The organism is Nonomuraea sp. ATR24, from assembly GCF_041950485.1.
In the GTDB taxonomy this organism is placed as follows: Bacteria; Actinomycetota; Actinomycetes; order Streptosporangiales; family Streptosporangiaceae; genus Nonomuraea; species Nonomuraea ceibae.
On record NZ_JBGNUU010000024.1, the window covers coordinates 11,525 to 33,713 of the forward strand.

Sequence of the window (22,189 nt, forward strand, 5' to 3'; positions counted from 1 at the left end):
TGGCGCTCCTCCGGATCGGCTGTCACTGAAGCGTCGAACACACTCATCCCCGATCGACACTTTGCCGCAACCCGTGATATGTATGCATATGCAACATTTGCAGACGCTCAGTACATCGGGGAGCAAGTATCATGGACACCCGTAACGGCAAGCCCGTCACCGTCGAGGACCTCTCGCCGCTGGCCTTCGCCGGATTCGCCCACTTCACCGCCATGCAGGTGCGCGACGGTCGCGTACGAGGGCTGGACCTGCACCTGGAGCGGCTGCGCAACGCCTCCAAGGAGCTGTTCGGCCGGGCGGTTCCGGACGACCGGGTGCTGGCGTACATCAGGTCGGCCGTGGAGGCGGGCCCCGCCGACCTCTCGCTCAGGGCCACCGTCTACTCGCCCGCGGGCGAGTTCACCGCCGCCGACGCCGAGCCCGAGGTGCTGGTCAGCACCGGCCCCGCCTCCGACGGCCCGCGCGGCCCGCTGGCGCTGGCCGTCGTGGAGCACGAACGCTTCCTGCCCGCCATCAAGCACGTCGGCGAGTCCGCCAAGACGTACGTGCTCCGCCAGGCCGTCGAGCAGGGCTTCGACGACGCGGCGTTCGTGGACCGGCGGGGCCGCCTGAGCGAGGCGTCGATCTGGAACCTGGCCTTCTGGGACGGCGAGGCCGTCGTGTGGCCCGAGGCCGCGATGCTCACCGGCACCACGATGGGCATCCTGCGCAGGCGGCTCGACGACCTGGGCGTGCCCCAGCGGGTCAGGGAGATCACGGTCGCCGACCTGCCGTCGCTGGCCGGGGCCGTGGTGATGAACTCGTGGACGCCCGGCGTGCCGGTGCACCGGATCGGCGGCGAGGCGCTGCCCGAGGCGCCGGAGTTCGTCGGGCTGCTGCACCGCGCCTTCGAGGCGGAGCCGCTCACCACACCGTGACGACGGCCTCCGCGACCGCTAGCTGCACGTCGTCCAGCCGGGTCTCGCCGTCCTCGACACTCCACAGCGAGTTCTGCAGGACCCGGCCGAGCGTCCAGCCCGCGGCCCGCTGCCGGTCCAGGCCCAGCAGATCGGTCATCAGGTCGAAGCGCCGCAACACCGCCCCCCGCACGTCACCGGTGGAGACCACGTCGTCCCAGCGGTTGTGCAGCGCGGGCATCAGGTCGAACCCCGGGTCGCCGGCCAGCGGCTTGGGGTCGATCGCCAGCCACGGCTCACGCTCGGCGGCCAGCACGTTGTCGTAGTGCAGATCCCAGTGCAGCAGCCGGTCGCCGGCCTCGCCCGCCAGCTCGCCGACGGCCCCGGCGCACACCCGCAGCCAGCGCCGGTCGCCCTGGCCGGGCAGCGCGTCCAGCGCGGCGGGCACCTCGTCCAGCATGCCGCGGGCGATGTCGGCCAGCCGCCGCGTCCCGGCCGGCGCGGGGACCGCCACCAGCCGCCGCAGCAGCCCGGTCAGGATCTCCAGCGCCGCCAGGTCGTCCGGCACCGACGACAGCGTCGTGCCCCCGTCGAGCCGCTCCAGCAGCAGCGTGCCCGTCGCCGGGTCCGACTCCAGCAGCAGCACGCTGGCCCGGCCCGCCCAGGCGAGCAGCCCGGGCCCCTCGCTCGCGTTCTCGTCGCTGACCGGCTGCAGCTTCAGCGCCGCCGGGGTGCCGTCGGCCCGCACCACGGGCAGCACCAGCGACACCACGCCGTGCATCGGCTCCCCGTCGAGCCGCAGCTCCCACTCCTCCAGGTAGCGCTCGGCCAGCGCGGGCAGCCCCGCCGACCACGCCCGGCCCGCCTCGCCGTCCCACTTCACGTGACTCTCGGTCAGCGCGGGCGGCACCACGATCCGCACGGTCAGTAGTGCCAGGGGAACGGCGACCAGTCGGGCTCGCGCTTCTCCAGGAAGGAGTCGCGCCCTTCGGCCGCCTCGTCGGTCATGTACGCCAGCCGCGTCGCCTCACCGGCGAACACCTGCTGGCCCACCAGCCCGTCGTCGATCGCGTTGAAGGCGAACTTGAGCATCCGCTGCGCGGTCGGCGACTTGCCGTTGACCTTGCGCGCCCACTCCAGCGCCGTCGACTCCAGCTCGCCGTGCGGCACCACCGCGTTGACCATGCCCATCCGGTGCGCGTCGGCGGCGCTGTAGGTGTCGCCCAGGAAGAAGATCTCCCGGGCGAACTTCTGCCCCACCTGCCGGGCCAGGTAGGCGGAGCCGAAGCCGCCGTCGAAGCTCGCCACGTCGGCGTCGGTCTGCTTGAACCGGGCGTGCTCGGCGCTGGCCAGTGTGAGATCGGCCACCACGTGCAGGCTGTGGCCGCCGCCCGCCGCCCAGCCGGGCACCACGCAGATGACCACCTTGGGCATGAACCTGATCAGCCGCTGCACCTCGAGGATGTGCAACCGGCCGGTCGAGGGCGTGCCGTCGGCGTACTGGTAGCCGTCCTTGCCCCGGATGCGCTGGTCGCCCCCGGAGCAGAACGCCCAGCCGCCGTCCTTGGGCGACGGGCCGTTGCCGGTCAGCAGCACGCAGCCCACGTCGGTGCTCTGGCGGGCATGGTCGAGCGCGCGGTAGAGCTCGTCGACCGTCTGCGGCCGGAAGGCGTTGCGCACCTCCGGCCGGTTGAAGGCGATGCGGACCGTGCCCTGGTCGACCGCGCGGTGATAGGTGATGTCGGTGAAGTCGAACCCGTCGACAGCCTGCCACGCCCGGGGATCGAACAGCTCGGAGACCATGGGGCAGAGCCTAACGCGTGGGTCAGGGGACCTCCGCGCGGAGCTCGGCCAGAAGCTGTCCCTGGTCTGCGAGCATGTCGGTGAGGATGCGGCGGGCGGTGCCGAGCAGGTCGGCGAGCTCCGGCGTGGCCAGTGTGTAGACCACGGTGCTGCCTTCGCGGATCGCGCTGACGATGCCCGCCCTGCGCAGGACCGCGAGCTGCTGGGAGAGGCTGGACGCCTCGATGTCGATCTGGGCCAGCAGATCCCTCACGGGTAGTGGCCCTTCCTGGAGTAGCTCCAACACTCGGATGCGAGCGGGGTGGCCGAGCGTCCGGAAGAAGTCGGCCTTGGCCTGGTTGACCTCCACGTGCATAGTGCCAGACTAATCCAGCGCAGTTGCATAATTCTTCAAGTCGTAACGTTGTTGGATAGCATGACAGCGGGGACTAGGGAGTAGCCATGGGCCGAGGAAGAGCCAAGGCGAAGCAGACGAAGGTCGCTCGCCAGCTGAAGTACACCAACCATCACATCGACTATGACCGACTCCGCGAGGAGTTGGGCGCCGATGCCGGGCGCGACGAGATGCGCCCGGCTACGGCGTCCGAGCAGGAGTCCGAGCGCGCGCAATGACGCGTGTCAGCTCCGCCGGGGCAAGGGTGACGTTCGCGAGCCGCCTGGCCTCGGGCGCCTGATCAGGCGCCACGAGTTCCAGGCGGTGCAGCACCTCACGGATGATCACGCGCATCTCCAGCAGGGCGAGCTGCGCGCCGACGCAGAAGCGCCGGCCGCCGCCGAAGGGCATCCACGCCCGGCTCTGCTGCCCCTCCAGAAAGCGTTCCGGGCGGAACTCCGCCGGTGACGGAAACGCGGCGGGGTCCTGGTGCACGAGCGGGATGAACGGTCCCGCGTACCATCCCGCGGGGATGTCATAGCCGCCCAGCCGGAGCGGGGCGTCCAGCAGCCGGGGCGCCTCATAGACCACGGGCCTGGCGCGCAGGGCCTCCTTGACGACCGCGTCGAGGTAGGGCTCGTCGTCGGGCAGCCGCCGCAGCACGTCGGGCAGGCGCAGCAGCCGCTCGAAGGTCCAGGCCAGCCCGGTGGCCGTGGTCTCGTGACCGGCGATGAGCAGTGTGACCAGCTCGTCGCGGACCTCCTCGTCGCCGAGCCCGGCGTTCAGCAGCCGGCTCAGCACGTCCGTGCCGTCCGGGTCCGCGCGCCTGCGGCGGATCTCGTCGTACAGGATGGCGTCGACGGCCGCCCGCAGCCTCAGGAACCGCGCGTACGGCAGGAACGGCAGCGCCGCCGCCGGGCCGCGCAGCCGTGCCGGGAGCATCGCGACGGAGGTCGAGCCGCCCGACTCGATCAGGCGGGGGAGCAGCGCGCGCAGGCGGCCCATGCGCTCGGCGTCGCGGATGCCGAAGATCAACCGGATGATGATCTCCAGCGTGATCTCCTGCATGCGGTCGCGCAGCGCGAACGGCCTGCCGAGCGGCCAGGCGGCGATCTTCTCTGCGGCGATGGCCGCGATCTCGTCCGCGTAGCCGGCGACCTGCCTGGCGCGCAGCGGCGGCGTCAGCGACTTGCGGTGCCCGGCCCAGGCGTCGCCGTCGAGCGTCAGCACCGAGTGCGCCCCCACCAGCGGTTCGAGGAAGTCGCGCCGGGCGGCGCCGGCCAGCCCGCCGCCCTGGTCGGTCCTGAAGACCTGCTCGGCCAGCTCGGCCGTCGCGACGTACACCTCCGGCGGGAAGCCGAACCAGCGGATCATGAAGACGTCCCCGTATCTGGCGTGACAGCGCTCGATCAGCCCGGCGGGATCACGCATGAACCAGGCCGTCTGGAGAGCGGCGGGCAGCCGGGGCCCGGGTGGCAGCACGTGCATCAGCTCCAATTGATATGTACGTACGTCATATACGCTCGTATACATCTGTAGCATGGATCACGTGTCACGAAAAGAGGCGGGATACCGCGAAAAACTCCTTGCCGGCGCGGTGAGCTGCCTTCAGGAGAAGGGCTACGCCCGCACCACGGCCCGCGACCTGGTCGCCGCCTCGGGGACCAACCTGGCCTCCATCGGCTACCACTTCGGCGGCAAGGACGCCCTGCTCAACGAGGCCATCGCCGGCTGCTACGAGGCGTGGACCGAGCGGGTGGAGGAGGCGATGTTCGGCGACGCCGTCGGCTCGCCGCGCGACCTGCTGGAGCGGGCGATGGTCGCGCTCATCGACGTGTTCGACGAGATGCGGCCCCAGCTCGTCGTCTGCATCGAGGGCTACCCCGCGGCGCTGCGCGAGAGCGTGCTGCGCGAGCGCCTGGCCGCCGCCTACGGCAGGGGCCGCGAGGCGGGCGTCGCCATGCTCCACCGGGGCGCCGCCGAGCTGGGCATCGAGCTGCCGGTCCCGCCCGAGGCGCTGGTGTCGGTGCTGATCGCGATCTCCGACGGGCTGATGATCCAGTGGCTGCTCGACCCGGCGAGCACGCCCGACGCCCGCCAGGTCGTCGACGTGCTCGCCGCGCTGGGGGCGTTCACCGGGCCGTGTGAGTGAGGATGGCCGCCGCCAGCTCGTCCGCGAACCGGGGCGCGATCATGTGCCCCATGTCCTGAACCATCAGCAGCTCGGCGTCCGGGATCTGCTCGGCGATGAGCGCCCCGTGGCCCGGCTTGGCCGGCTCGTGCGTGCCCTCGACGACCAGCGTCGGCGCCTTGATCCGGGGCAGCGCGCCCACCGGCTCGAAGTCCGGAGCCGTCTGGCCGGCCCGCCGATGGTTCATCGCCGCCCCCAGGTCACGCGCCCGCTCGTGCACGCGCTCGGCCAGCCGCCGCTCCGCGTCCTCGTCGAACGGCAGCGCGGTGCCGTTCATCACCCGCGCCTCGGCGATCAGCGCGTCGATCTCCTCACCCCGGCTCGCGGGCGGCGGGCTCGCGATCACCGCGCGGAAGTGCGCCACGAACTCCGGCGTCGGCGGCGGCAGGCTGCCCTCCGGCTGCGGCTCGCCCATCAGCGCCCGCATGATCACCTGGCCCTCGCCCCCGCCCAGCGGCGACGCGCCGACGACCGTGAGCGTCCGCACCCGCTCCGGCTGCTCCACCGCGACGAGCTGGCCGATCAGCCCGCCCGCCGAATGGCCCACGAGATGCACGCTCTCCAGCTCGTACGCGTCCATCACGCGCAGCATGTCGTCCTTGATGTCGAGCCAGCTGTAGGGATGCGCGTCGAAGTCCACGGTGCCCGACCTGCCGGTGTCGCGGTGGTCGTAACGGATCACCCGGCGACCGCCCGCCACCAGCCTGCCGACGAGCTCGTCCGGCCAGGTGACGCCCTGCGCGCCCGAGCCCGCCACCAGCAGGATCGGCGGGTGCGCCGCGTCCCCGAACTCCTCGGTCCAGATCTCGACGCCGTCACTGTCAATCAGGTTCGTTTGCATGCCTGTCAGCCTGCCGGACCGGGCCCGTGCCGCCTTCCGTAGGACTACTGGCCTCCTACAGTAGGCGGGCCAGTTCAGTACGGCTGGTGATGCCCAGCTTGGGATAGATCTTGTACAGGTGATACTCGACGGTCCGCGGGCTGAGGAACAGCCGCGCCGCCACCTCCTTGCTCGACGCCCCCTCCGCCACCAGCCGCGCGATCCGCAGCTCCTGCGGCGTCAGCGCCGCCAGCGCGTCGCCCGCCGGCCGCTCCACGGCCTCGCCCGCCGCCCGCAGCTCCGCGTGCGCGCGCCGCGCCCACGGCTCCGCGCCCAGCCGCTGGAACGTCTCCAGCGCCGCCCGCAGCGGCCCGCGCGCCTGCCCCGGCTGATGTCCCCGGCGCAACCGCTCCCCGTACAGCAACGCCGTACGCGCCTCCTCGAACGGCTCCCCGTGCAGCCGCAACGCCTCCTCGAACGGCTCGATCGCGCCCTCCACCAGCCCCACGCAGCGCAGCCGCAGCGCCCGCGCCTCGTCGGTCCTGGCCTGGGCCGCCCACCGGTCGAGCCCCTCCAGCGCCTCCCGCGCCGCCGCCGAGTCCCCGGCGGCCATCGCCGCCTCCACCCGGTCAGGGGTCGAACGCCACACCACGGTCGGATGCCCCGCCCCCGGCCCCGCCGCCCGGATCGCCTCGAACCGGTCGTGCGCCGCCGCGAACCGCCCCATCCCCAGATCCAGCATCGCCAGCGCGTACGCCGCCACCGCCGCCCGCAACCCCACCCGGTGCGGCACCGCGATGGCCAGCGCCTCACCCGCGTACGCGCGGCACCGCTCCTCCTCGCCCCGCAGCGCCGCCACCACCGCCAGGTTCGCCAGGTGGGCCGCCTCCGAGTTCGTGTAGCCCGCCTCCCTGGCCAGCGCCAGGCCCTCCTCGGCCACCGCCGCGCTCTCCGCCAGCCTGCCCCCGACCCGCTCGGCCGTCGACACGAACTCCAGCACCACCGGGAGCTGCCCCACCATCCCCGACACGCGCGCCACCCGGCCCGCCCGCCGGATCAGCTCCGCCGACACGTCCGCTTCCCCCAGGTACGACGCTGCCGCCGCGGCCCACAGGAACTCCGCCGCCCCGCTCAGCTCGCCGGTCCGCGCCAGCGCCCCGCGCAGCAGCTCGCCGCCGCTCCCGTCACGCAGCATCGCCGCGACGCCCACCAGGATGTCGCGCAGGAAGCCCGGCGCGAACCCCTCCGCCCGCCGGCCGACGTCCACCATGGCCGCCACGTCCCCGACCACGCTGGCCGCCTCCCACGCGTCGGCCAGCATCTCCAGGCTGTCGCCGGCCGCGAACACCCGCATCGCCTCGGCGGCGTCCCCGGAGTTCAGCTCGAACCGGCCCCGCAGCCGAGCCACCTCCCCCGCCACCTCCCCCCGCCCACCCCTTTCCAGGACACACCCCTCCACGGGCCCGCGCCCCTCCCCGAGGGCGCCCGCCTCCGCCAGGCCGCCCGCCTCCGTGAGGGCGGGCGTCTCCAGCCGCTCGGACGGGGCCTCTACCAGGAGGCGGGCTTCTGCCAGGTAGGTCTGGGCCTGGCCCGGGCGGCCGCCGAGCCAGGCGGCCTCGGCGGCGTCCTTGAGCCGGCGCGCCCGGATGAGGGGGTCGGGGGTGAGCTCGGCCGCCCGAGCCAGCGCCGTGGCCGCGTCACCGTAGCCGCCCCGGGCCTGCGCCCGCCCGGCAGCGGCCGCGAGGGCGCCGGCCACGGACTCGTCCCGGCCCACGGCGGCGGCGGCCAGGTGCCAGGCCCGCCGGTCCCCGTCGACCAGCTCCGCCATCACCTCATGGGCCCGCCGCAGCTCACGGGCTCCGGCGGCGGCGTGCACGGCGGACCGCACCAGGGGGTGCCGGAACCGCACCACGGCCCCGGACACCACCACCAGCCCGGCCCGTTCGGCCTCGTGCAGCCCGGCCTCGTGCGTCCCGCGCTCACGGGCCCCGGCGAGCGCGTCCGCCGCCCCCAGCGCCGGCCCCAGGTCGCTCTCCAGGGAGGCCGCCAGCAGGACCCGCCGCGCCCCCTCCGAGAGCAGCGCCACCTGGTCGCCGAACAGCTGCTCGCCTCCGGGCAGCGGGTCCGGCAGCGGCGTCCGCCCGGCGAGCTGGTCGGCGGTCAGCACCGCGACCGCCTCGCCGAGCACGAGCGGGTTCCCGCCGGTGAGCGCCACGAGCCGCGACCGCACCCCCGGCGCCACCTCGGCCCGCGCGTCCAGCAGGGCGTCGGCGCTCTCGGCGTCGAGCCCGTCCACCCGCAGCTCGGGCACCCCTTTGACGGGCGCGTCCCCGCGTACGGCCAGCACCATCCCGACCCGTTCGGTACGCAGCCGCCTGGCCGCGAACAGCAGCGCGTCGGCCGACGCCCGGTCCACCCACTGGAAGTCGTCCACCACGCAGATCAGCCCGCTGTCGGCCGCCGCCTCGACGAGCAGCGAGAGCACCCCCGCCGACACCAGGAACCGGTCCTGGCTGGGCGCCGCCATCCCGAACGCCCCGGCGACGGCGTCACGCTGCGGCCCCGGGAGGGCGTCGAGCAGCCCGATCACCGGCCACACGAGCTGGTGCAGCGCCGCGAACGCCAGATCCGCCTCCCCTTCGACGCCTCCGGCGCGCAGCACGGTCGCGCCTCCGGCCCGGGAGGCCGCCAGGTCGAGCAGGGCCGACTTGCCGACCCCCGCCGCCCCGCGCAGCACCAGCGCCCGTCCGTCTCCGGCCAGCGTCGATCCGATGAGCTCGTCGATCGCGGCAGTCTCCGCGGTTCTGCCGTACAGCATGCAGGTGACGATATAGGCCCCTGAACATGCGAAAAGCGCGCCCCCGGTTGTCGGGGGCGCGCTTCAGGCGCCGATCACGGCAGCTTGCGCGAGACCTCGTCCGCCTTGTCGGACGCCTTGGCGCCCGTGTGGCGCACGGTGTCCGCAGCCCTGTCGGACTTCTCGCCGACCCAGCGCGAGGCGTCGGAGGCGGAGTCCTTCATGTGCTCGGTCCACTGCTGGGCGTTGCGGCGGTAGACCATGTAGCCCACCGCCCCCACAGCCAGACCGGTGATCAGCGCGAGCATCGGCCAGCGCCGCGACTTCGGCCTCGCGGGATTCACCTTGTACGCGGCCGAGTTGAGCATCGAACTCACGGCCGGGGCGAGTTGGTCCTCGACCCGGTGCGCGGCGTTCTCTAGCCTTGGAGCAGCCCAGTAGCGGGCGTCTTCCACTCGCCGGTTGGCGACCAGTTTTGCCTGGTCGGCCATCGGCGCCATACTGCGGCCGGTCTTGACGGCCTGGGCCTTCATCCGGCCCATCCACGTGGTGGGAACTTCTATGGCCACGTGGCGCTTCCTCAGTGTCAGGGACACGTCTACCTCCCCTGTCGTTGGGGCCCCGCGCCTGACCTTCCCGGTAGAAGGCGGCTCAATCATGACGGGGCGTGGGAGGATGGGCCCGAAGGCCGTACGGCCATAATCGTCAAAACACCACAAAACCAACCCGGTGCATAGAGGAAGGCCGCTGTCTCGTGGCTGAGAAGCTGATCGCAAACCTGCAGACCAATCACGGCAATATCAAGGTAGAGCTCTTCCCCAACAAGGCTCCCAAAACGGTCCGTAACTTCGTCGAGCTGGCCGAGGGCAAGCGCGAGTGGACCCACCCGGGCACCGGCGAGAAGAGCACCAACCGCTACTACGACGGCACGATCTTCCACCGTGTCATCCCCGACTTCATGATCCAGGGCGGCGACCCGCTGGGCCAGGGCACCGGCGGCCCCGGCTACGAGTTCGACGACGAGATCCACCCGGACCTGTTCGCCTTCAACCGCCCCTACCTGCTGGCCATGGCCAACGCGGGCGTCCGCTTCGGCAAGGGGACCAACGGGTCGCAGTTCTTCATCACCACGGTCAACACCACGCACCTCAACGGCAAGCACACCATCTTCGGCGAGGTGCTGGAGGGCCAGGACGTGGTCGACGCGATCTCCAAGGTCCGCACCGGCCGCAACAACAAGCCGGTCGAGGACGTCGTCCTGCAGAGCGTCACCATCGAGCGCGTCCAGGAGTAGAAGCGCCGACGCACGACCGGGCCGGGCATGGCAGGGGGGACGCGGCATGCCCGGCCAAGTCATAGGCTGCGGTCATGACCGCCCAGCCGCCCAGCACGCCTCCGCAGCCCGAGCAGCCCGCCGAGGCGGTGCCGACGTGTTTCCGCCATCCCGATCGTGAGACGTGGGTGCGCTGCCAGCGCTGCGAGCGGCCCATCTGCCCTGACTGCATGCGGGATGCCGCGGTCGGGTTCCAGTGCCCGGAGTGCGTCGCCGAGGGCAACCGGGGGATCCGGCAGGCGAGGTCGACGTTCGGCGGGGCGGTGGTGCGCACGCCGTTCGTGACGTGGACGCTGCTGGCCGTCAACGTGCTGGTGTTCGGGGCGCAATACCTGACTGGAGACGCCGTCAGCGGCCTGCTGGCGATGAACCCCTACTGGGTGCTCGTCGACGGCGAGTATTACCGGCTGCTCAGCGCCGCGTTCGGGCACTTCGGCGTCTTCCACATCCTGTTCAACTGCTGGGCGCTCTACGTGACCGGGCCCTACCTGGAGCGGGCGTTCGGGCATGTCAGATTCGTGGCGCTCTACCTGATCAGCGCGCTCGGCGGATCGGTGCTGGGGCTGTGGTTCGATTCGGCCAACACGTTCAGCATGGGCGCGTCCGGGGCGATCTTCGGCCTGTTCGGCGCCGTGTTCGTGGTCGGGCGCAGGCTGAACATGGACGTGCGCGGCATCATCGTGCTGCTCGTGATCAACCTGGCCATCACGTTCCTCGTGCCCGGCATCAGCTGGACCGGACACATCGGCGGGCTGATCACGGGGGCGGCGCTGGCCGCCGGGATGGCCTACGCCCCCGGGAACAACCGGACCCTGTGGCACGTGGTGACGATCGCGGGAGCGGTGGTGCTGCTCGCGGCGCTCGTCGTGGTGCGGGCGGTCACCCTCACCCTCTGAGCTCTGTCCCCAGGTGTGGAAAAGACTGTGGAAAGAACTAACGCCAGCGAGTGGAAAGCACCACACCGAAGATGATGAAAACAAACCCGATCAGCAGATTCCAGTTCTGCAGATCGCCGATGAAGGGCGCCTGAGGGGCCACGTAGTAGGTGGCGATCCACAGAATGCCGATGAGCCAGGCGGCGACCATCGTCGGCGCGAGCCAGCGCGGGCTGACCTTCACCTGCTGGGACTTCTGCGGCGGCGTGTAAACCGCCTTCTTGCGGGCCTTCGACTTGGGCACTGGGTTAACTCCTGCTGAGGGCCTGGGCTTCCGGATCGTCCGCAGGCTCTTCGTTAAGGGTAGCGGCCCCAGGATAGTCGCCACGCGCACGACATGGCGATCCCCAGGGTCACGGTTCGGACCTGCTTACTCTGGGCGGGTGCGGGCCTTGCTGCGGACCGTGGGGGAGCTGAGCGTCACCGCGGGCCTGATCCTGATGCTGTTCTGCGCCTACCTGCTCTGGGGTACGGGCGCGTACACGCAGAGCCAGCAGCTCCTGCTGCAGCGCGAGCTGGAGGAGCGCAACGCCGGCCGCCTGGCGAGGATCGAGCTGGGCGAGGCCGTGGCGTTGCTGCGCATCCCGAAGCTGGGCCGGGGCTATCGCTACGCGGTGGTGGAGGGGGTGGACGCCGAGCACCTGAAGAAGGGGCCGGGGCACGACCCGGCCAGCGCCCCGCCCGGCAAGGTGGGAAATTTCGTGGTCTCGGGGCATCGGACCACGTACGCGGCCCCGTTCAACCGCCTGGACGAGCTCGAACGCGACGACGAGATCATCGTCGAGGCCCGCGAGGCCCGCTACACCTACCGGGTGACCTCACAGGACATCGTGGAGCCCGACGAGGTCGAGGTGCTCGCCCCGGTGCCCGGCAAGCCCGACATCCGGCCCATCCGCGCCTTCATCACCCTGTCGACCTGCCACCCCGAATACTCAGCCGCCCAGCGGCTCATCGTGTACGGGGTGCTCAAGAAGACCGAGCTCAGGAAGGAGTGACGTGTACGGCTGGATCTGGCGCAAGCTGCCGGGCGGCACCGGCGCCAAGGCGGCCTGGGCCGTGGTGCTGAGCGCGGTCGCGGTCGCCGTACTCTGGTATGCCGTGTTTCCGCTCCTGGAGCCGGCGGTGACGCTCGACGAGGTGACCGTACGCCGATGACCCGTGTCCTCGTGGTGGACAACCACGACAGCTTCGTCCACAACATCGTCCAGTACCTCAAGGAACTGGGCGCCGAGTGCGACGTGCGCCCGCGCGACGAGGTGCGGGTGGCCGACGCCGACGGCTTCGACGGCGTCCTGATCAGCCCGGGGCCCGGCACGCCCGAGGCCGCCGGGGTGAGCGTCCCGCTCGTCCACCGGGCCCACCGCGACGCGCGGCCGCTGCTCGGCGTCTGCCTCGGCCACCAGGCCATCGCCCGCGCGTTCGGCGCCTCGGTCGGGCGGGCGCCCGAACCGGTGCACGGCCGGACCAGCGCCGTCGAGCACGACGGGCGCGGCGTGTTCGACGGGCTGCCCACGCCCGTGCGGATGACCCGCTACCACTCGCTGGCCGTGCTGCCGGGCACCGTCCCGGACGCGCTGGAGGTGACCGCCCGCACCGCCGACGGCGTCATCATGGGCCTGCGTCACCGCGAGGCGCCCATCGAGGGTGTCCAGTTCCACCCCGAATCCGTGCTTTCCGAGCACGGCCACCGGCTCCTTTTGAACTGGTTGCGTGGATTGGTGTAACGCACGCCGAACGCGGAGCGACATCCAGATGAGCGTCCCCGCCGTTGCCCCCGAGCGGCGGGGGCGCTTCTTTCATGCGGAAGGCCGCCACCCCGCGAACGGGATGGCGGCCTTCGGCACGCCTGGTCAGCCGTTGAGGCCGCCGTCGAGCGGACCGTCGTCACCCGGAGGCTCGTCCTCCGACGGGAACTCGTCCGTCGGCGTGTCGGTCGGCAGGCCGTCGGTCGGGAAGTCGTCCGTCGGCTCCTGCGTGGGCGTCGACACGTCCGGCCCCTCCGAGACCACGATCGTGACCGTCATCCTCGGCGCGAGCTTGGCGCCCTCGCCCGGGTTCTGCTGGATGACGGTGCCGGCCGCCTGCTCGCTCGGCTGCGGGACGCTCTTGACCTTGAAGCCCTCCGACTCCAGCAGCGCCTTGGCCTCCTGCTCGGTCATGCCGAGCACGCTGGGCACCGTGGCCAGCTCCTTGGGGATGAAGAGCTTGACCGTGCCGCCCTTCTCCACTTCCGCGCCGGCCTTCGGGTCGGTCTGGAAGACCTTGCCCTGCGCCTTGGTGGACGCCCTGGGCTCGACCACGCCCTTGAGCCCGAGCTCGCTGAGCATCTGGTTGGCCTCGTCGATGCTCATGCCCACGAGCCCGTCGGGCACCGCGACCTTCTCCGTGCCCTTCGACACGTACAGCGTGACGGTGGCGCCCTCGTCGACCTTGGTGCCGGCGGCCGGGTCGGTCTTGATGACCGTGCCCTTGTCGAACTCGGCGCTGAACTCCTCGACCACCTTGGGCGTGAGCTTGGCGCTCTTCACCTGGGCCTCGGCGTACTCCTGCTCGGTCGAGACCAGCTCCGGCACCGCGATCTGGGAGTCGGCCGGGGTTTCGCTGCCGCCGCCGCTCAGCACCACGTAGCCGATGGTGATGAACGCGCCGATGATCAGCAGCGGGATGATGATCCACAGAGCCGTCTTGACCGCGCTGCCGCCGCCACCGCTGTTGGCCCGGCGCCGGCCGCGACCGCCGCCGCCACCGCCCTCGTCGTACTCGTAGGGCGGGACCGTGCCGGTGCGCTGCGTCGCCGGACCCTGCGCGGCCTGGGTGGCCGTCATCATGCGGGTGCCCTGGCCGTAGTTGCCCGTCATCGCCATCGTCTGCGCGTCGACCGGCATGCCGGACATCGCGCGCTGGATGTCGGCCCGCATCTCGCCCGCGCTCTGATAGCGGTGGGCGGGGTCCTTGGCCATGGCCTTGAGCACGATCGCGTCGGCCCACGCGGGGATCTCCGGGTCGATCTGCGACGGCGGGATCGGCTCCTCGCGCACGTGCTGGTAGGCGATCGCGACAGGGGAGTCGCCGGTGAACGGCGGCTGGCCCGTCAGCAGCTCGTAGAGCACGCACCCGGTGGAGTAGATGTCGCTGCGCGCGTCGACCCGCTCGCCGCGGGCCTGCTCCGGCGACAGATACTGGGCGGTCCCTATCACCTGCGCGGTCTGCGTCATCGTCGCGGCCGAGTCGGCCATCGCGCGGGCGATGCCGAAGTCCATCACCTTGACGTCGCCGGCCCGGGTGATCATCACGTTGGCCGGCTTGATGTCGCGGTGCACGATGCCGCCGCGGTGGCTGTAGTCGAGGGCGCGCAGGATGCCGTCGACCAGCTCGACCGCGCGCTCGGGAAGCAGCCGGCGGTCGGCGCGCAGCAGGTCGCGCAGCGTCCGCCCGTCGACGTACTCCATAACGATGTAGGGCACGGGAGTGCCGTCCGTGACGTCCTCGCCCGTGTCGTAGACGGCCACGACCGCCGGGTGGTTCAGCGACGCCGCCGACTGCGCCTCACGGCGGAAACGGGCCTGGAAGGTGTGGTCACGAGCCAGATCCGACCGGAGGGTCTTGATCGCGACCACCCGGTCGAGCCGGATGTCCCGGGCGCGATACACCTCGGCCATGCCGCCGCGCCCGACGACACCGTCGAGCTCGTAACGACCTCCGAGTTGCCGAGGCTGAGTCATTTCCTGCACTGTCCCTTACCGTTCATCTTGGTGCCGGCCTGCGCGGGGGGCGGCCGCCGGTGTCCATCGTCGACCCGTTGGCACGTCACGTCTGCTCCTTCGTCGGGTTTGTCTCACCCGGGTCCGGTGTGGCCGACGTCGTCGGTGTCGGCGTGGGCGTCGGCGTCGGGGTCGGTGTGGGGGTCGGGGTTCGGGTGGTGGTCGGGGTCGGTTTCGGCGTCGGCGTCTTCGTCGGTGTTGCTGACTTGCTTACCGTAGCCGACCGCGAGGGTACCGGCTTCGTCGACTTCACCGTAACAACCGGGGGCCGCCGGGTCTCCTTCTTACCGGGCGACGGTTTCGGTTTCACCGGTGAGGCCGTCCGCGAGGCGGGCTCGGTGACCGGGGGCGGCGCCTGGACCGGGGCCCTGGCCGGGGTGAGCGCGAACGCGCCGATCCCCACCGCCGCCGCGCATCCGGCCCCCGCGACCAGCGCCAGCGCGCGGCTGCGCCGCCGCTTGGGGGCGCGCTCGTGCAGCACCGTCGACGGGCTCTCGCCCAGGCTGTCGGTGGTCCGCTCGTCCTCGGGGTCAGGCGGGCGCACCTTGAAGCCGGACGGGTCGGTCAGCATGCTCAGCTCCGCGCCGCCGTCGCCGCCGCCCGCCAGCGACTCGCGCAGCACGTACGCGCGGTCCGCGATCTCCAGCGCCGACCCGGGCCGCCGCGCCGGGTCCTTGGCCAGCAGCGCCATGACGAGCTCGCGCACCGGCGCGGGCACGTCGACGCCGAGCGGCGGCGGCGTCTCGTTCAGGTGCAGCAGCGCGATCGCCACCGCGCTGTCGGCCTGGAACGGGGTCCGGCCCGACAGGCACTCGTAGGCCACCACGCCCAGCGAGTAGAGGTCGGTCGCGGGCGTCAGCGGCAGGCCCTGCGCCTGCTCCGGGCTGACGTACTGGGCGGTGCCGAGCACGGTGCCGGTCTGCGTGACCGGCGCGGCCTCCAGCGCGCGGGCGATGCCGAAGTCGGTCACCTTGATGGCGCCCTCGGGCGTCACGAGCAGGTTGCCCGGCTTGACGTCGCGGTGGATGATCCCGGAGGCGTGCGCCGCGTGCAGCGCCCTGGCCGTCTGGTGCAGCACGTCGAGCGTCACCTCGGGGCCCAGCGAGCCGTTGCGCGCCAGGATGGCCGACAGCGGCTCGCCGTGCACCAGCTCCATCACCAGATAGGCGAGGTCGCTGTGCTCGCCGTAGTCGAAGATCTGGGCGATGCCGCTGTCGGCCAGGCCCGCGGTGATGCGCGCCTCGTTGCGGAAGCGCTCGCGGAAGGTGTGGTCGGCGTAGACGTGGCTGCGCAGCACCTTGACGGCGACCTCGCGGCCCAGCAGCTCGTCGCGGGCACGCCAGACCTCCCCCATGCCTCCGGTGGCGATGCGGGAGATCAGCAGATAGCGGTTACCGAGCCGCATGGTCCTGCACGTTACAGTCCCTCACTACTTCAGCACCGCCTCCATCACGGTCCGCGCGATCGGGGCGGCCGTGCCGCCGCCCGTCGCCTCGGCGCCGACCCTGGCGGCGCCGGACTCCACCAGCACCGCCATCGCGATCTGCGGGTCGTCGGCCGGCGCGAAGGAGATGAACCACGCGTGCGGCGCCTGCCCCTCAGCGGTCTCGGCCGTGCCGGTCTTGCCCGCTACTTGGACGCCTGAGACCTGAGCTTGGTTCGCGGTGCCGTTCTGCACGACGCTGACCATCATGTCGCGCAGCTTGCCCGCCGTCTCGGAACTGACCGCCTCGGTCAGCTCGTCGGGCTCGGCCTCGTCGATCGTGTCACCCTTGGCATCGGTGATCTTGTTCACGAGGTACGGCTTCATCACGGTGCCGTCGTTGGCGATGCCGGCCGCGATCATGGCCATCTGCAGCGGCGTCATCTGGTTGCTGCGCTGGCCGATCGAGGCCATGGCGACCGCCGACTGGTCCTCGCGGGGGCCGAAGTCGCTCTTGGCCACCGGCATCGGGACGCTGACGGGCACCCCCATGCCGAACCGCTCGGTCTGCTCGCGCATCTTGTCGTAGCCCAGGTCCATGCCCATCGAGCCGAACGGCGTGTTGCACGACCTCTCCAGCGCGTACACGAGCGTGACCTGGCCGGAGCCGCACGCCGCGCCGCCGTAGTTGGGCAGGCCGACCGTGGTGTTGGGCAGCTTGAGCACCTGCGGCGCGTCGACCACCGTCTGCCCGTCGCGGCTGGGGTCGTCCTCCAGGTACGCCGCCGCCGTCACGACCTTGAACGTCGAGCCGGGCGGGTAGGTGCGGTCGATGTTGCGGTTGAGCAGCGGCTGGTTCTTGTCCTTGGCGAGCTCGTCGTAGCGGGAGAACACCTGGCTCTTGTTGGTGCCGGACAGCTCGGCCGGGTCGTAGGTGGGCAGCGAGACCATCGCCAGGATCGCGCCGGTCTTCGGGTTGAGCGCGACCACGGCGCCGCGCTTGCCGCTCTGCCGCAGCGCGTCGTAGGCGGCCTGCTGGGCCTTCGGGTTGATCGTCAGGTCGACGTTCGCGCCGCGCGTCGGCTCGCCGGTGAACAGGTCGATGCCGCGCTGGAGCAGCAGGTCGGCGCTGGAGCCGTCGAGCAGGTCGTTGCGGTAGTGCTCGATGCCCGACTCGCTCTCGGGCGAGAAGAAGCCGGTCACGTGCGCGTACAGCTTGGCCTCGGGATACTGCCTGACGAACTTGAACTCGTTGCTGTCGGTCTCCTTCGACTGGGCGAGGATGACCTTGCCGCCCGTCGTGATGCGACCGCGCTGCACCGCGTAGCGCTCGTAGAAGTTGCGGGTGTTGCGGGCGTCGTCGCTCAGGTCCTTGGCGTTGACCGCCTGCAGCACGTTCACGTTGATCATCAGCAGCGCGAACATGGCCAGGCAAGCTACGGCCGCTCGCTTGATCGTTCCGTTCATCGCTGGAACACCTGCGTCATTCCCTCGTTCTGGATCGCCTGGGGCGGGGGGCGCCGAGCGGCATCAGACATGCGTACCAGGAGCGCGATAAGGATCCAGTTAGCCAGCAACGCCGAGCCACCCTGCGACATGAACGGGGTGACGAGGCCGGTCAGCGGGATGAGGTTGGTCACGCCGCCGACGATGATGAAGACCTGCCAGGCCAGCAGGAACGACAGGCCGCCGGCGAGCAGCTTGGAGAACGGGTCGCGGGCCGCGAGCGAGGTGCGCAGGCCGCGCTCGACCAGCAGCGCGTAGAGCATCAGCAGCGCCATCAGGCCGGTCAGGCCCAGCTCCTCGCCGGTGGCGGCGAAGATGAAGTCGGAGAAGGCCAGCGGGATCAGCTCCGGGTGGCCCTGGCCGAGGCCGGTGCCGAGGATGCCGCCCGAGCCCATGGCGAACAGGCCCTGCATGAGCTGCTCGCTGCCGCCGATCTTCTTGAAGAGCTCCGGGTCCTCGGGGTTGAGATAGACCTCGAACCGGGCCTGTACGTGGTCGAAGAGCATGCCGGCCAGCAGCGCGCCGCCGACGAAGAGCAGGATGCCGATGATGACCCAGGAGCTGCGCTGCGTGGCGATGTAGAGCATCACGATGAACGTGCCGAACAGCAGCAGCGACGAGCCCAGGTCCTTCTGCATGACCAGGATGCCCAGGCTGACGCCCCAGGTGATGAGCACCGGGCCGAGGTCGCGGGCACGCGGCAGGTCGATGAACAGCAGCCGCCGCCCGGCCAGGGCGAGCACGTCGCGCTTGGCCACCAGATAGCCGGCGAAGAACACGACCAGCGCGAGCTTGGCGAACTCGGCGGGCTGGAGCTGGCCGAGGCCGGGGATGCCGATCCAGATCCGGGCGCCGTTGAGCTCCTGGCCGAGGCCCGGGGTGAGCGGCGAGACGAGCAGCAGCAGCCCGAGCGCGCCCGCGGTGTAGGTGAGCCGCTGGAGCGCGCGGTGGTCGCGCATGAAGATCAGGGTGACGCTGAACAGCACGACGCCGACCAGGGTCCACAGGATCTGCGAGTTGGGCGAGGCCAGCGTGGCCGACGGCAGCTTCGACGGCGACTCGGACAACCGGAAGATCATCACGAGCCCGAGCCCGTTGATGACCGTGACCAGCGGCAGGATCAGCGGATCGGCCCACGGGGCGAACTTGGCGAGCACGAGGTAGGCGGCCAGCATCAGCCCGCCCAGGCTCAGGCCGTAGGTCAGCATCCCCGACGGGATCTCCCCGTTCATCGCCAGGCCGACGTTCGCGTAGGCGCCCATGGTGATGGCGACCGCGAACGCGAGCATGACCAGCTGGGCCAGGCGACGCTTGGCGGGCATGGGGACGGGGGAAGCGGCCACTTCGCTCATTTATTGGGGTTTCGTCTTCGTCGGCGTGGTGGATGGCGACGTGGTCGCCTCGGGCGTGCTGGTGGCCTTCTGGTCGGAGAAGTCAAGGCTGTTGATCTTGGTGAGGCCCTCGGCGACGTTGGTGACCTCGATGCCGTCCCTTATGAGGGCCTGGTCCGGGGGGGACAGCTCCGACAGCGAACGGCCGGTGCGCTCGGCGACCTTGAAGAACTGCAGCGGCCCGACCTCCTGCTGGATGCCCTGGAACACGACCACCTCGTCGTCCCAGGCGCCGACGAAGAAGTGGTCCTGCGTGTACTGCCAGCCGAAGTAGCCGCCGACGCCCACGATCGCGGCCACGGAGACCACCGAGGCCAGCACGGGCCACACGCGGCGGCGGCGCGGCCGGCCGGCCGCCCTGGCGACCGGCTCGTCGAAGTCCTCGTCGTCACCGATCACCGGCTGGGGCGCGGTGGCCGCGCCCGCTCCGCCCGGCGAGGTCTCCTCCGCCATCAGGCGGTTCATGCCCGCCGCGCCGACCACCGCGGCCTCCGTCACCGGCTGCGGCTCGTCGCCGATCTCCAGCACGTCGGCGAGCACGCAGGTGATGTTGTCCGGCCCGCCGCCCCGGTTGGCCAGGTCGATGAGCTGGCGCACCACCTCTTCGGGATCGTCGAGGTTGGTCAGCGTGGCGTGCAGCGTCTCCGCGCTCACCACGCCGGACAGGCCGTCGGAGCAGAGCAGGTAGCGGTCGCCGACCTGGGCCTCGCGCAGCGTCAGGTCGGGGTCGACCTCGCCGCTGCCGTCGAGCGCGCGCAGCAGGATCGACCGCTGCGGGTGCGTCGCCGCCTCCTCGGGCGTGATGCGGCCGTCGTCGACGAGCTGCTGCACCAGCGTGTGATCGTGGGTGATCTGGTAGAGCTCCCCGCGTCTGAGCAGGTAGGCGCGCGAGTCGCCGACGTGCACCAGCGCGACCTGGGTGCCGTTCCACAGCATGGCCGTGAGCGTTGTGCCCATGCCTTTGAGGCTGGGATCGCGACCCACCATCTCGTGCAGCTTGCGATTGGCGTCGCGGACGGCCGCCTCGATGGCGTTGAGCAGGTCACCCCCCTGCTGGGCCTCTTCGAGAGAGGCCATGGCGGCGATGGCGACGGAGCTCGCCACCTCGCCGTGTGCGTGCCCGCCCATGCCGTCGGCGACGGCGAGCAGGCGGCCGCTGGCGTACGCCGAGTCCTCGTTCCCTTCGCGGAGGAGGCCGACGTCCGAGCGGGCGGCGTAGCGGAGTGCGATGGTCATTTGCGCAATTCAATGACTGTCTTGCCGACGCGGATCGGAACACCGAGCGGCACCGGGGTCGGACGGGTGACTTTCGAGCGGTCGAGATACGTGCCGTTGGTTGAGCCGAGATCTTCCACGATCCACTGACCGTCCTGAGGGAAGAGCCGGGCATGGCGGCTGGATGCGTAGTCATCGCTGACGACCAGCGTCGCGTCGTTGGCCCGGCCAATGGTGATGGGCGTCTCCGTGAGGTTAATGGTGGTGCCTTGCAGTGGGCCACCTGTCACGATGAGCTGGCGTGGCTCGCCCTTCTTGCTCTTGGGCTTTGCCATGGGTTTGGCGGGTTTGACCCCCTTGCGCGGGCCGGCGGGAGCAGTGCGTGATCCGAACAAGTCCGTCCGGATCACGCCGACTGCGGCAATGACGAAGAACCACAGCACCGCCAGGAAAGCGAGCCGGATCAGCAGCAGCGTGAGCTCGGACATGGACCGTTTGTCTACCCCTAATCGCGCCGGAACACCAGAGTCGTACGCCCCAACGTCACTCGCGTGCCGTTCTGGAGCTCGATTCTGCGTACCGGCTGGCCATTGACGAAAGTGCCGTTCGTCGATCCGAGATCGACGAGGACGACCTGCTGACCCTCGACGCGCAACTCCGCGTGGTGACGCGAGACGCCGGGGTCGACGAGACGAAGGTCGCAGTCGGTGCCGCGGCCCAGCAAGGTCACCGGAGTGGTGAGCTCGTAGGAGCGGTCGCCCTGCGGGTCGTCCTGGGTGGAGACGAGCAGCCGGGGCCGCCCGCCGAAAGCGTTGGGCCGCGACGGGGGCAGGTCGCTCGCCGGCTGGCGGATCTCGTCCTGCTCGACGGTCGCGCCACGGATGACGCCGGACCTGATGCGGAACAGTCCCACCGCCAGATCGCCGGCAGTCTCGAATCGGACCCGGACCGGTCCCACGAAGGAGTAGCCCTGCTCCTTGGCGTACTCCCTGGCGAGGTTGGCCAGCTCGTGGCTGATGCTGTCGGCGTACACCTCAAGCCGCTCGCTGTCGGTCGTCGACAGCTCAACCACGAAGTCGTTGGGCACGAGAGTGCGACCCTGGGCGACGATCGCCGCCCGCTCGTCCATCTCCCGCTGCACCGCGCTGGCGACCTCGACCGGCTGAAGGTCAGATTTGAACGCCCGCGCAAAGGCCCCCTCAACCAAGCCTTCGAGCCGTCGCTCGAAGCGCTGAAGGACTCCCACCGGGTACCTCCCTTCCTCCGTGCATATGATCGCGGCCCCCAGACGCTCGTGGCGCCCGGTCTCCGCTCGTCCCACGGTCACGGCGATCCTGGCGCTCGTCGGCTGTCGCGCCCTGCTCATCCGCTCCCGTGTCTTATGCGATCGTATCCGGGTTCAGTACCAGTGGCTGTTCCGTGCTACTGTTTCTCCGCACCCACAAGGGCGGGTGGCGGAACGGCAGACGCGCACGGTTCAGGTCCGTGTGTCCGAAAGGACGTGAGGGTTCAAATCCCTCCTCGCCCACTTCGGTCTCACCGATGAAATCGGCAGACCCACACTGACGAAAGACAGCCCCGGTTGGCAAGAGCCGGGGCTACTTCTTTCTCACAGGCTGCCTGGCGCGGCCGCCTCCCGCAGGGATGACGCTAGATCTCCCCACTTTCAGATCACTTTCGGATGACTTGCGTGATTTAACGCACATTTCCGTACGCGCGATGCCCGGCCCCGGGAAATCCGGGGC

At 70.9% G+C, this 22,189-nt stretch carries 23 protein-coding genes and 1 tRNA gene; 9 read left to right on the forward strand and 15 right to left on the reverse strand.

Going from position 1 to position 22,189, the window contains the following annotated elements; translation table 11 throughout:
• The first annotated feature begins 131 nt into the window (after positions 1 to 131).
• Entirely contained in the window at positions 132 to 917 is a 786-nt protein-coding gene (locus ACBI99_RS38250; RefSeq protein ID WP_219519300.1) for an aminotransferase class IV family protein, read from the forward strand.
• Here ACBI99_RS38250 and ACBI99_RS38255 read toward each other — a convergent pair.
• From ACBI99_RS38255 to ACBI99_RS38265, 3 genes are read right to left on the reverse strand one after another with little or no spacing between them, the layout of a single operon-like run.
• Complete coding sequence (locus tag ACBI99_RS38255) at positions 904 to 1,824, reverse strand: aminoglycoside phosphotransferase family protein (RefSeq protein ID WP_375074765.1); 921 nt, start codon at positions 1,822 to 1,824, stop codon at positions 904 to 906. The genes ACBI99_RS38250 and ACBI99_RS38255 overlap by 14 nt on opposite strands.
• Entirely contained in the window at positions 1,821 to 2,699 is an 879-nt protein-coding gene (locus ACBI99_RS38260) for a 1,4-dihydroxy-2-naphthoyl-CoA synthase (RefSeq protein ID WP_219519302.1), read from the reverse strand. Before ACBI99_RS38260 ends, ACBI99_RS38255 begins: the two co-directional genes overlap by 4 nt.
• A gap of 22 nt (positions 2,700 to 2,721) precedes the next feature.
• A complete protein-coding gene (locus ACBI99_RS38265; protein ID WP_049574618.1) occupies positions 2,722 to 3,054 on the reverse strand; it encodes a helix-turn-helix transcriptional regulator in 333 nt (110 codons plus the stop codon).
• 86 nt (positions 3,055 to 3,140) lie between these two features.
• Here ACBI99_RS38265 and ACBI99_RS38270 point away from each other — a divergent pair, with 86 nt between their 5' ends.
• The gene (locus ACBI99_RS38270) at positions 3,141 to 3,311 is read left to right on the forward strand and encodes a DUF3073 family protein (protein ID WP_219519304.1); all 171 of its coding nucleotides are present in this window, start codon (positions 3,141 to 3,143) and stop codon (positions 3,309 to 3,311) included.
• Here the strand turns inward: ACBI99_RS38270 and ACBI99_RS38275 are convergent.
• Positions 3,274 to 4,560, reverse strand: a complete 1,287-nt coding sequence (locus ACBI99_RS38275; protein WP_375074714.1) for a cytochrome P450 — start codon at positions 4,558 to 4,560, stop codon at positions 3,274 to 3,276. The two genes, ACBI99_RS38270 and ACBI99_RS38275, sit on opposite strands and share 38 nt — an antisense overlap.
• A 61-nt stretch (positions 4,561 to 4,621) precedes the next feature.
• Here ACBI99_RS38275 and ACBI99_RS38280 point away from each other — a divergent pair, with 61 nt between their 5' ends.
• Positions 4,622 to 5,224, forward strand: coding sequence for a TetR/AcrR family transcriptional regulator (locus tag ACBI99_RS38280; RefSeq protein ID WP_308126261.1), 603 nt, complete (start codon positions 4,622 to 4,624; stop codon positions 5,222 to 5,224).
• Here the strand turns inward: ACBI99_RS38280 and ACBI99_RS38285 are convergent.
• The 3 genes from ACBI99_RS38285 to ACBI99_RS38295 form a co-directional block, all read right to left on the reverse strand.
• Positions 5,205 to 6,104, reverse strand: a complete 900-nt coding sequence (locus tag ACBI99_RS38285) for an alpha/beta fold hydrolase (RefSeq protein WP_375074715.1) — start codon at positions 6,102 to 6,104, stop codon at positions 5,205 to 5,207. The two genes, ACBI99_RS38280 and ACBI99_RS38285, sit on opposite strands and share 20 nt — an antisense overlap.
• A 55-nt stretch (positions 6,105 to 6,159) precedes the next feature.
• A complete protein-coding gene (locus tag ACBI99_RS38290; RefSeq protein WP_375074716.1) occupies positions 6,160 to 8,901 on the reverse strand; it encodes a LuxR C-terminal-related transcriptional regulator in 2,742 nt (913 codons plus the stop codon).
• Positions 8,902 to 8,975: 74 nt separating this feature from the next.
• Positions 8,976 to 9,476 (reverse strand): hypothetical protein, encoded by a 501-nt coding sequence (locus ACBI99_RS38295; RefSeq protein WP_219498456.1) that lies wholly within the window; start codon positions 9,474 to 9,476, stop codon positions 8,976 to 8,978.
• A 158-nt stretch (positions 9,477 to 9,634) separates the two neighbouring features.
• Here ACBI99_RS38295 and ACBI99_RS38300 point away from each other — a divergent pair, with 158 nt between their 5' ends.
• Together ACBI99_RS38300 and ACBI99_RS38305 are read left to right on the forward strand one after the other, a co-directional pair.
• Entirely contained in the window at positions 9,635 to 10,174 is a 540-nt protein-coding gene (locus tag ACBI99_RS38300) for a peptidylprolyl isomerase (RefSeq protein ID WP_308125554.1), read from the forward strand.
• Positions 10,175 to 10,248: 74 nt separating this feature from the next.
• Positions 10,249 to 11,109 carry a rhomboid family intramembrane serine protease gene (locus tag ACBI99_RS38305; protein ID WP_219498457.1) on the forward strand — a complete coding sequence of 287 codons (861 nt, stop codon included), beginning with the start codon at positions 10,249 to 10,251 and terminating at the stop codon, positions 11,107 to 11,109.
• Positions 11,110 to 11,146: 37 nt separating this feature from the next.
• On the opposite strand, the gene ACBI99_RS38310 is transcribed toward ACBI99_RS38305, so the two are convergent.
• Positions 11,147 to 11,392 (reverse strand): cell division protein CrgA, encoded by a 246-nt coding sequence (locus ACBI99_RS38310; protein ID WP_219498459.1) that lies wholly within the window; start codon positions 11,390 to 11,392, stop codon positions 11,147 to 11,149.
• Positions 11,393 to 11,531: 139 nt separating this feature from the next.
• Between ACBI99_RS38310 and ACBI99_RS38315 the strand changes: the two genes are divergently transcribed.
• From ACBI99_RS38315 to ACBI99_RS38325, 3 genes are read left to right on the forward strand one after another with little or no spacing between them, the layout of a single operon-like run.
• Complete coding sequence (locus tag ACBI99_RS38315; RefSeq protein WP_219498461.1) at positions 11,532 to 12,143, forward strand: class E sortase; 612 nt, start codon at positions 11,532 to 11,534, stop codon at positions 12,141 to 12,143.
• 1 nt (position 12,144) lies between these two features.
• Positions 12,145 to 12,303, forward strand: coding sequence for a hypothetical protein (locus ACBI99_RS38320; RefSeq protein ID WP_219498462.1), 159 nt, complete (start codon positions 12,145 to 12,147; stop codon positions 12,301 to 12,303).
• Positions 12,300 to 12,872, forward strand: coding sequence for an aminodeoxychorismate/anthranilate synthase component II (locus ACBI99_RS38325; RefSeq protein WP_219498465.1), 573 nt, complete (start codon positions 12,300 to 12,302; stop codon positions 12,870 to 12,872). Before ACBI99_RS38320 ends, ACBI99_RS38325 begins: the two co-directional genes overlap by 4 nt.
• Positions 12,873 to 12,998: 126 nt before the next feature.
• On the opposite strand, the gene pknB is transcribed toward ACBI99_RS38325, so the two are convergent.
• The 7 genes from pknB to ACBI99_RS38360 form a co-directional block, all read right to left on the reverse strand.
• On the reverse strand, positions 12,999 to 14,870 hold the full coding sequence (gene pknB, locus ACBI99_RS38330) for a Stk1 family PASTA domain-containing Ser/Thr kinase (RefSeq protein WP_375074717.1): 1,872 nt from the start codon (positions 14,868 to 14,870) through the stop codon (positions 12,999 to 13,001).
• An 85-nt stretch (positions 14,871 to 14,955) separates the two neighbouring features.
• The gene (locus ACBI99_RS38335; protein WP_357591192.1) at positions 14,956 to 16,314 is read right to left on the reverse strand and encodes a protein kinase; all 1,359 of its coding nucleotides are present in this window, start codon (positions 16,312 to 16,314) and stop codon (positions 14,956 to 14,958) included.
• Positions 16,315 to 16,338: 24 nt separating this feature from the next.
• The gene (locus ACBI99_RS38340; RefSeq protein ID WP_219498473.1) at positions 16,339 to 17,799 is read right to left on the reverse strand and encodes a penicillin-binding protein 2; all 1,461 of its coding nucleotides are present in this window, start codon (positions 17,797 to 17,799) and stop codon (positions 16,339 to 16,341) included.
• Positions 17,796 to 19,190, reverse strand: a complete 1,395-nt coding sequence (locus tag ACBI99_RS38345; protein ID WP_219498476.1) for an FtsW/RodA/SpoVE family cell cycle protein — start codon at positions 19,188 to 19,190, stop codon at positions 17,796 to 17,798. The genes ACBI99_RS38340 and ACBI99_RS38345 overlap by 4 nt, the downstream gene beginning before the upstream one ends.
• Positions 19,191 to 20,465, reverse strand: coding sequence for a Stp1/IreP family PP2C-type Ser/Thr phosphatase (locus ACBI99_RS38350; protein WP_219498479.1), 1,275 nt, complete (start codon positions 20,463 to 20,465; stop codon positions 19,191 to 19,193). It lies immediately after the preceding gene.
• Positions 20,462 to 20,932, reverse strand: coding sequence for an FHA domain-containing protein (locus ACBI99_RS38355; RefSeq protein WP_219498481.1), 471 nt, complete (start codon positions 20,930 to 20,932; stop codon positions 20,462 to 20,464). The genes ACBI99_RS38350 and ACBI99_RS38355 overlap by 4 nt, the downstream gene beginning before the upstream one ends.
• A 17-nt stretch (positions 20,933 to 20,949) precedes the next feature.
• The gene (locus ACBI99_RS38360; protein ID WP_219498484.1) at positions 20,950 to 21,690 is read right to left on the reverse strand and encodes a DUF3662 and FHA domain-containing protein; all 741 of its coding nucleotides are present in this window, start codon (positions 21,688 to 21,690) and stop codon (positions 20,950 to 20,952) included.
• 199 nt (positions 21,691 to 21,889) lie between these two features.
• Here ACBI99_RS38360 and ACBI99_RS38365 point away from each other — a divergent pair.
• A tRNA-Leu gene (locus ACBI99_RS38365) sits at positions 21,890 to 21,972 on the forward strand.
• The last annotated feature ends 217 nt before the right edge of the window (positions 21,973 to 22,189 follow it).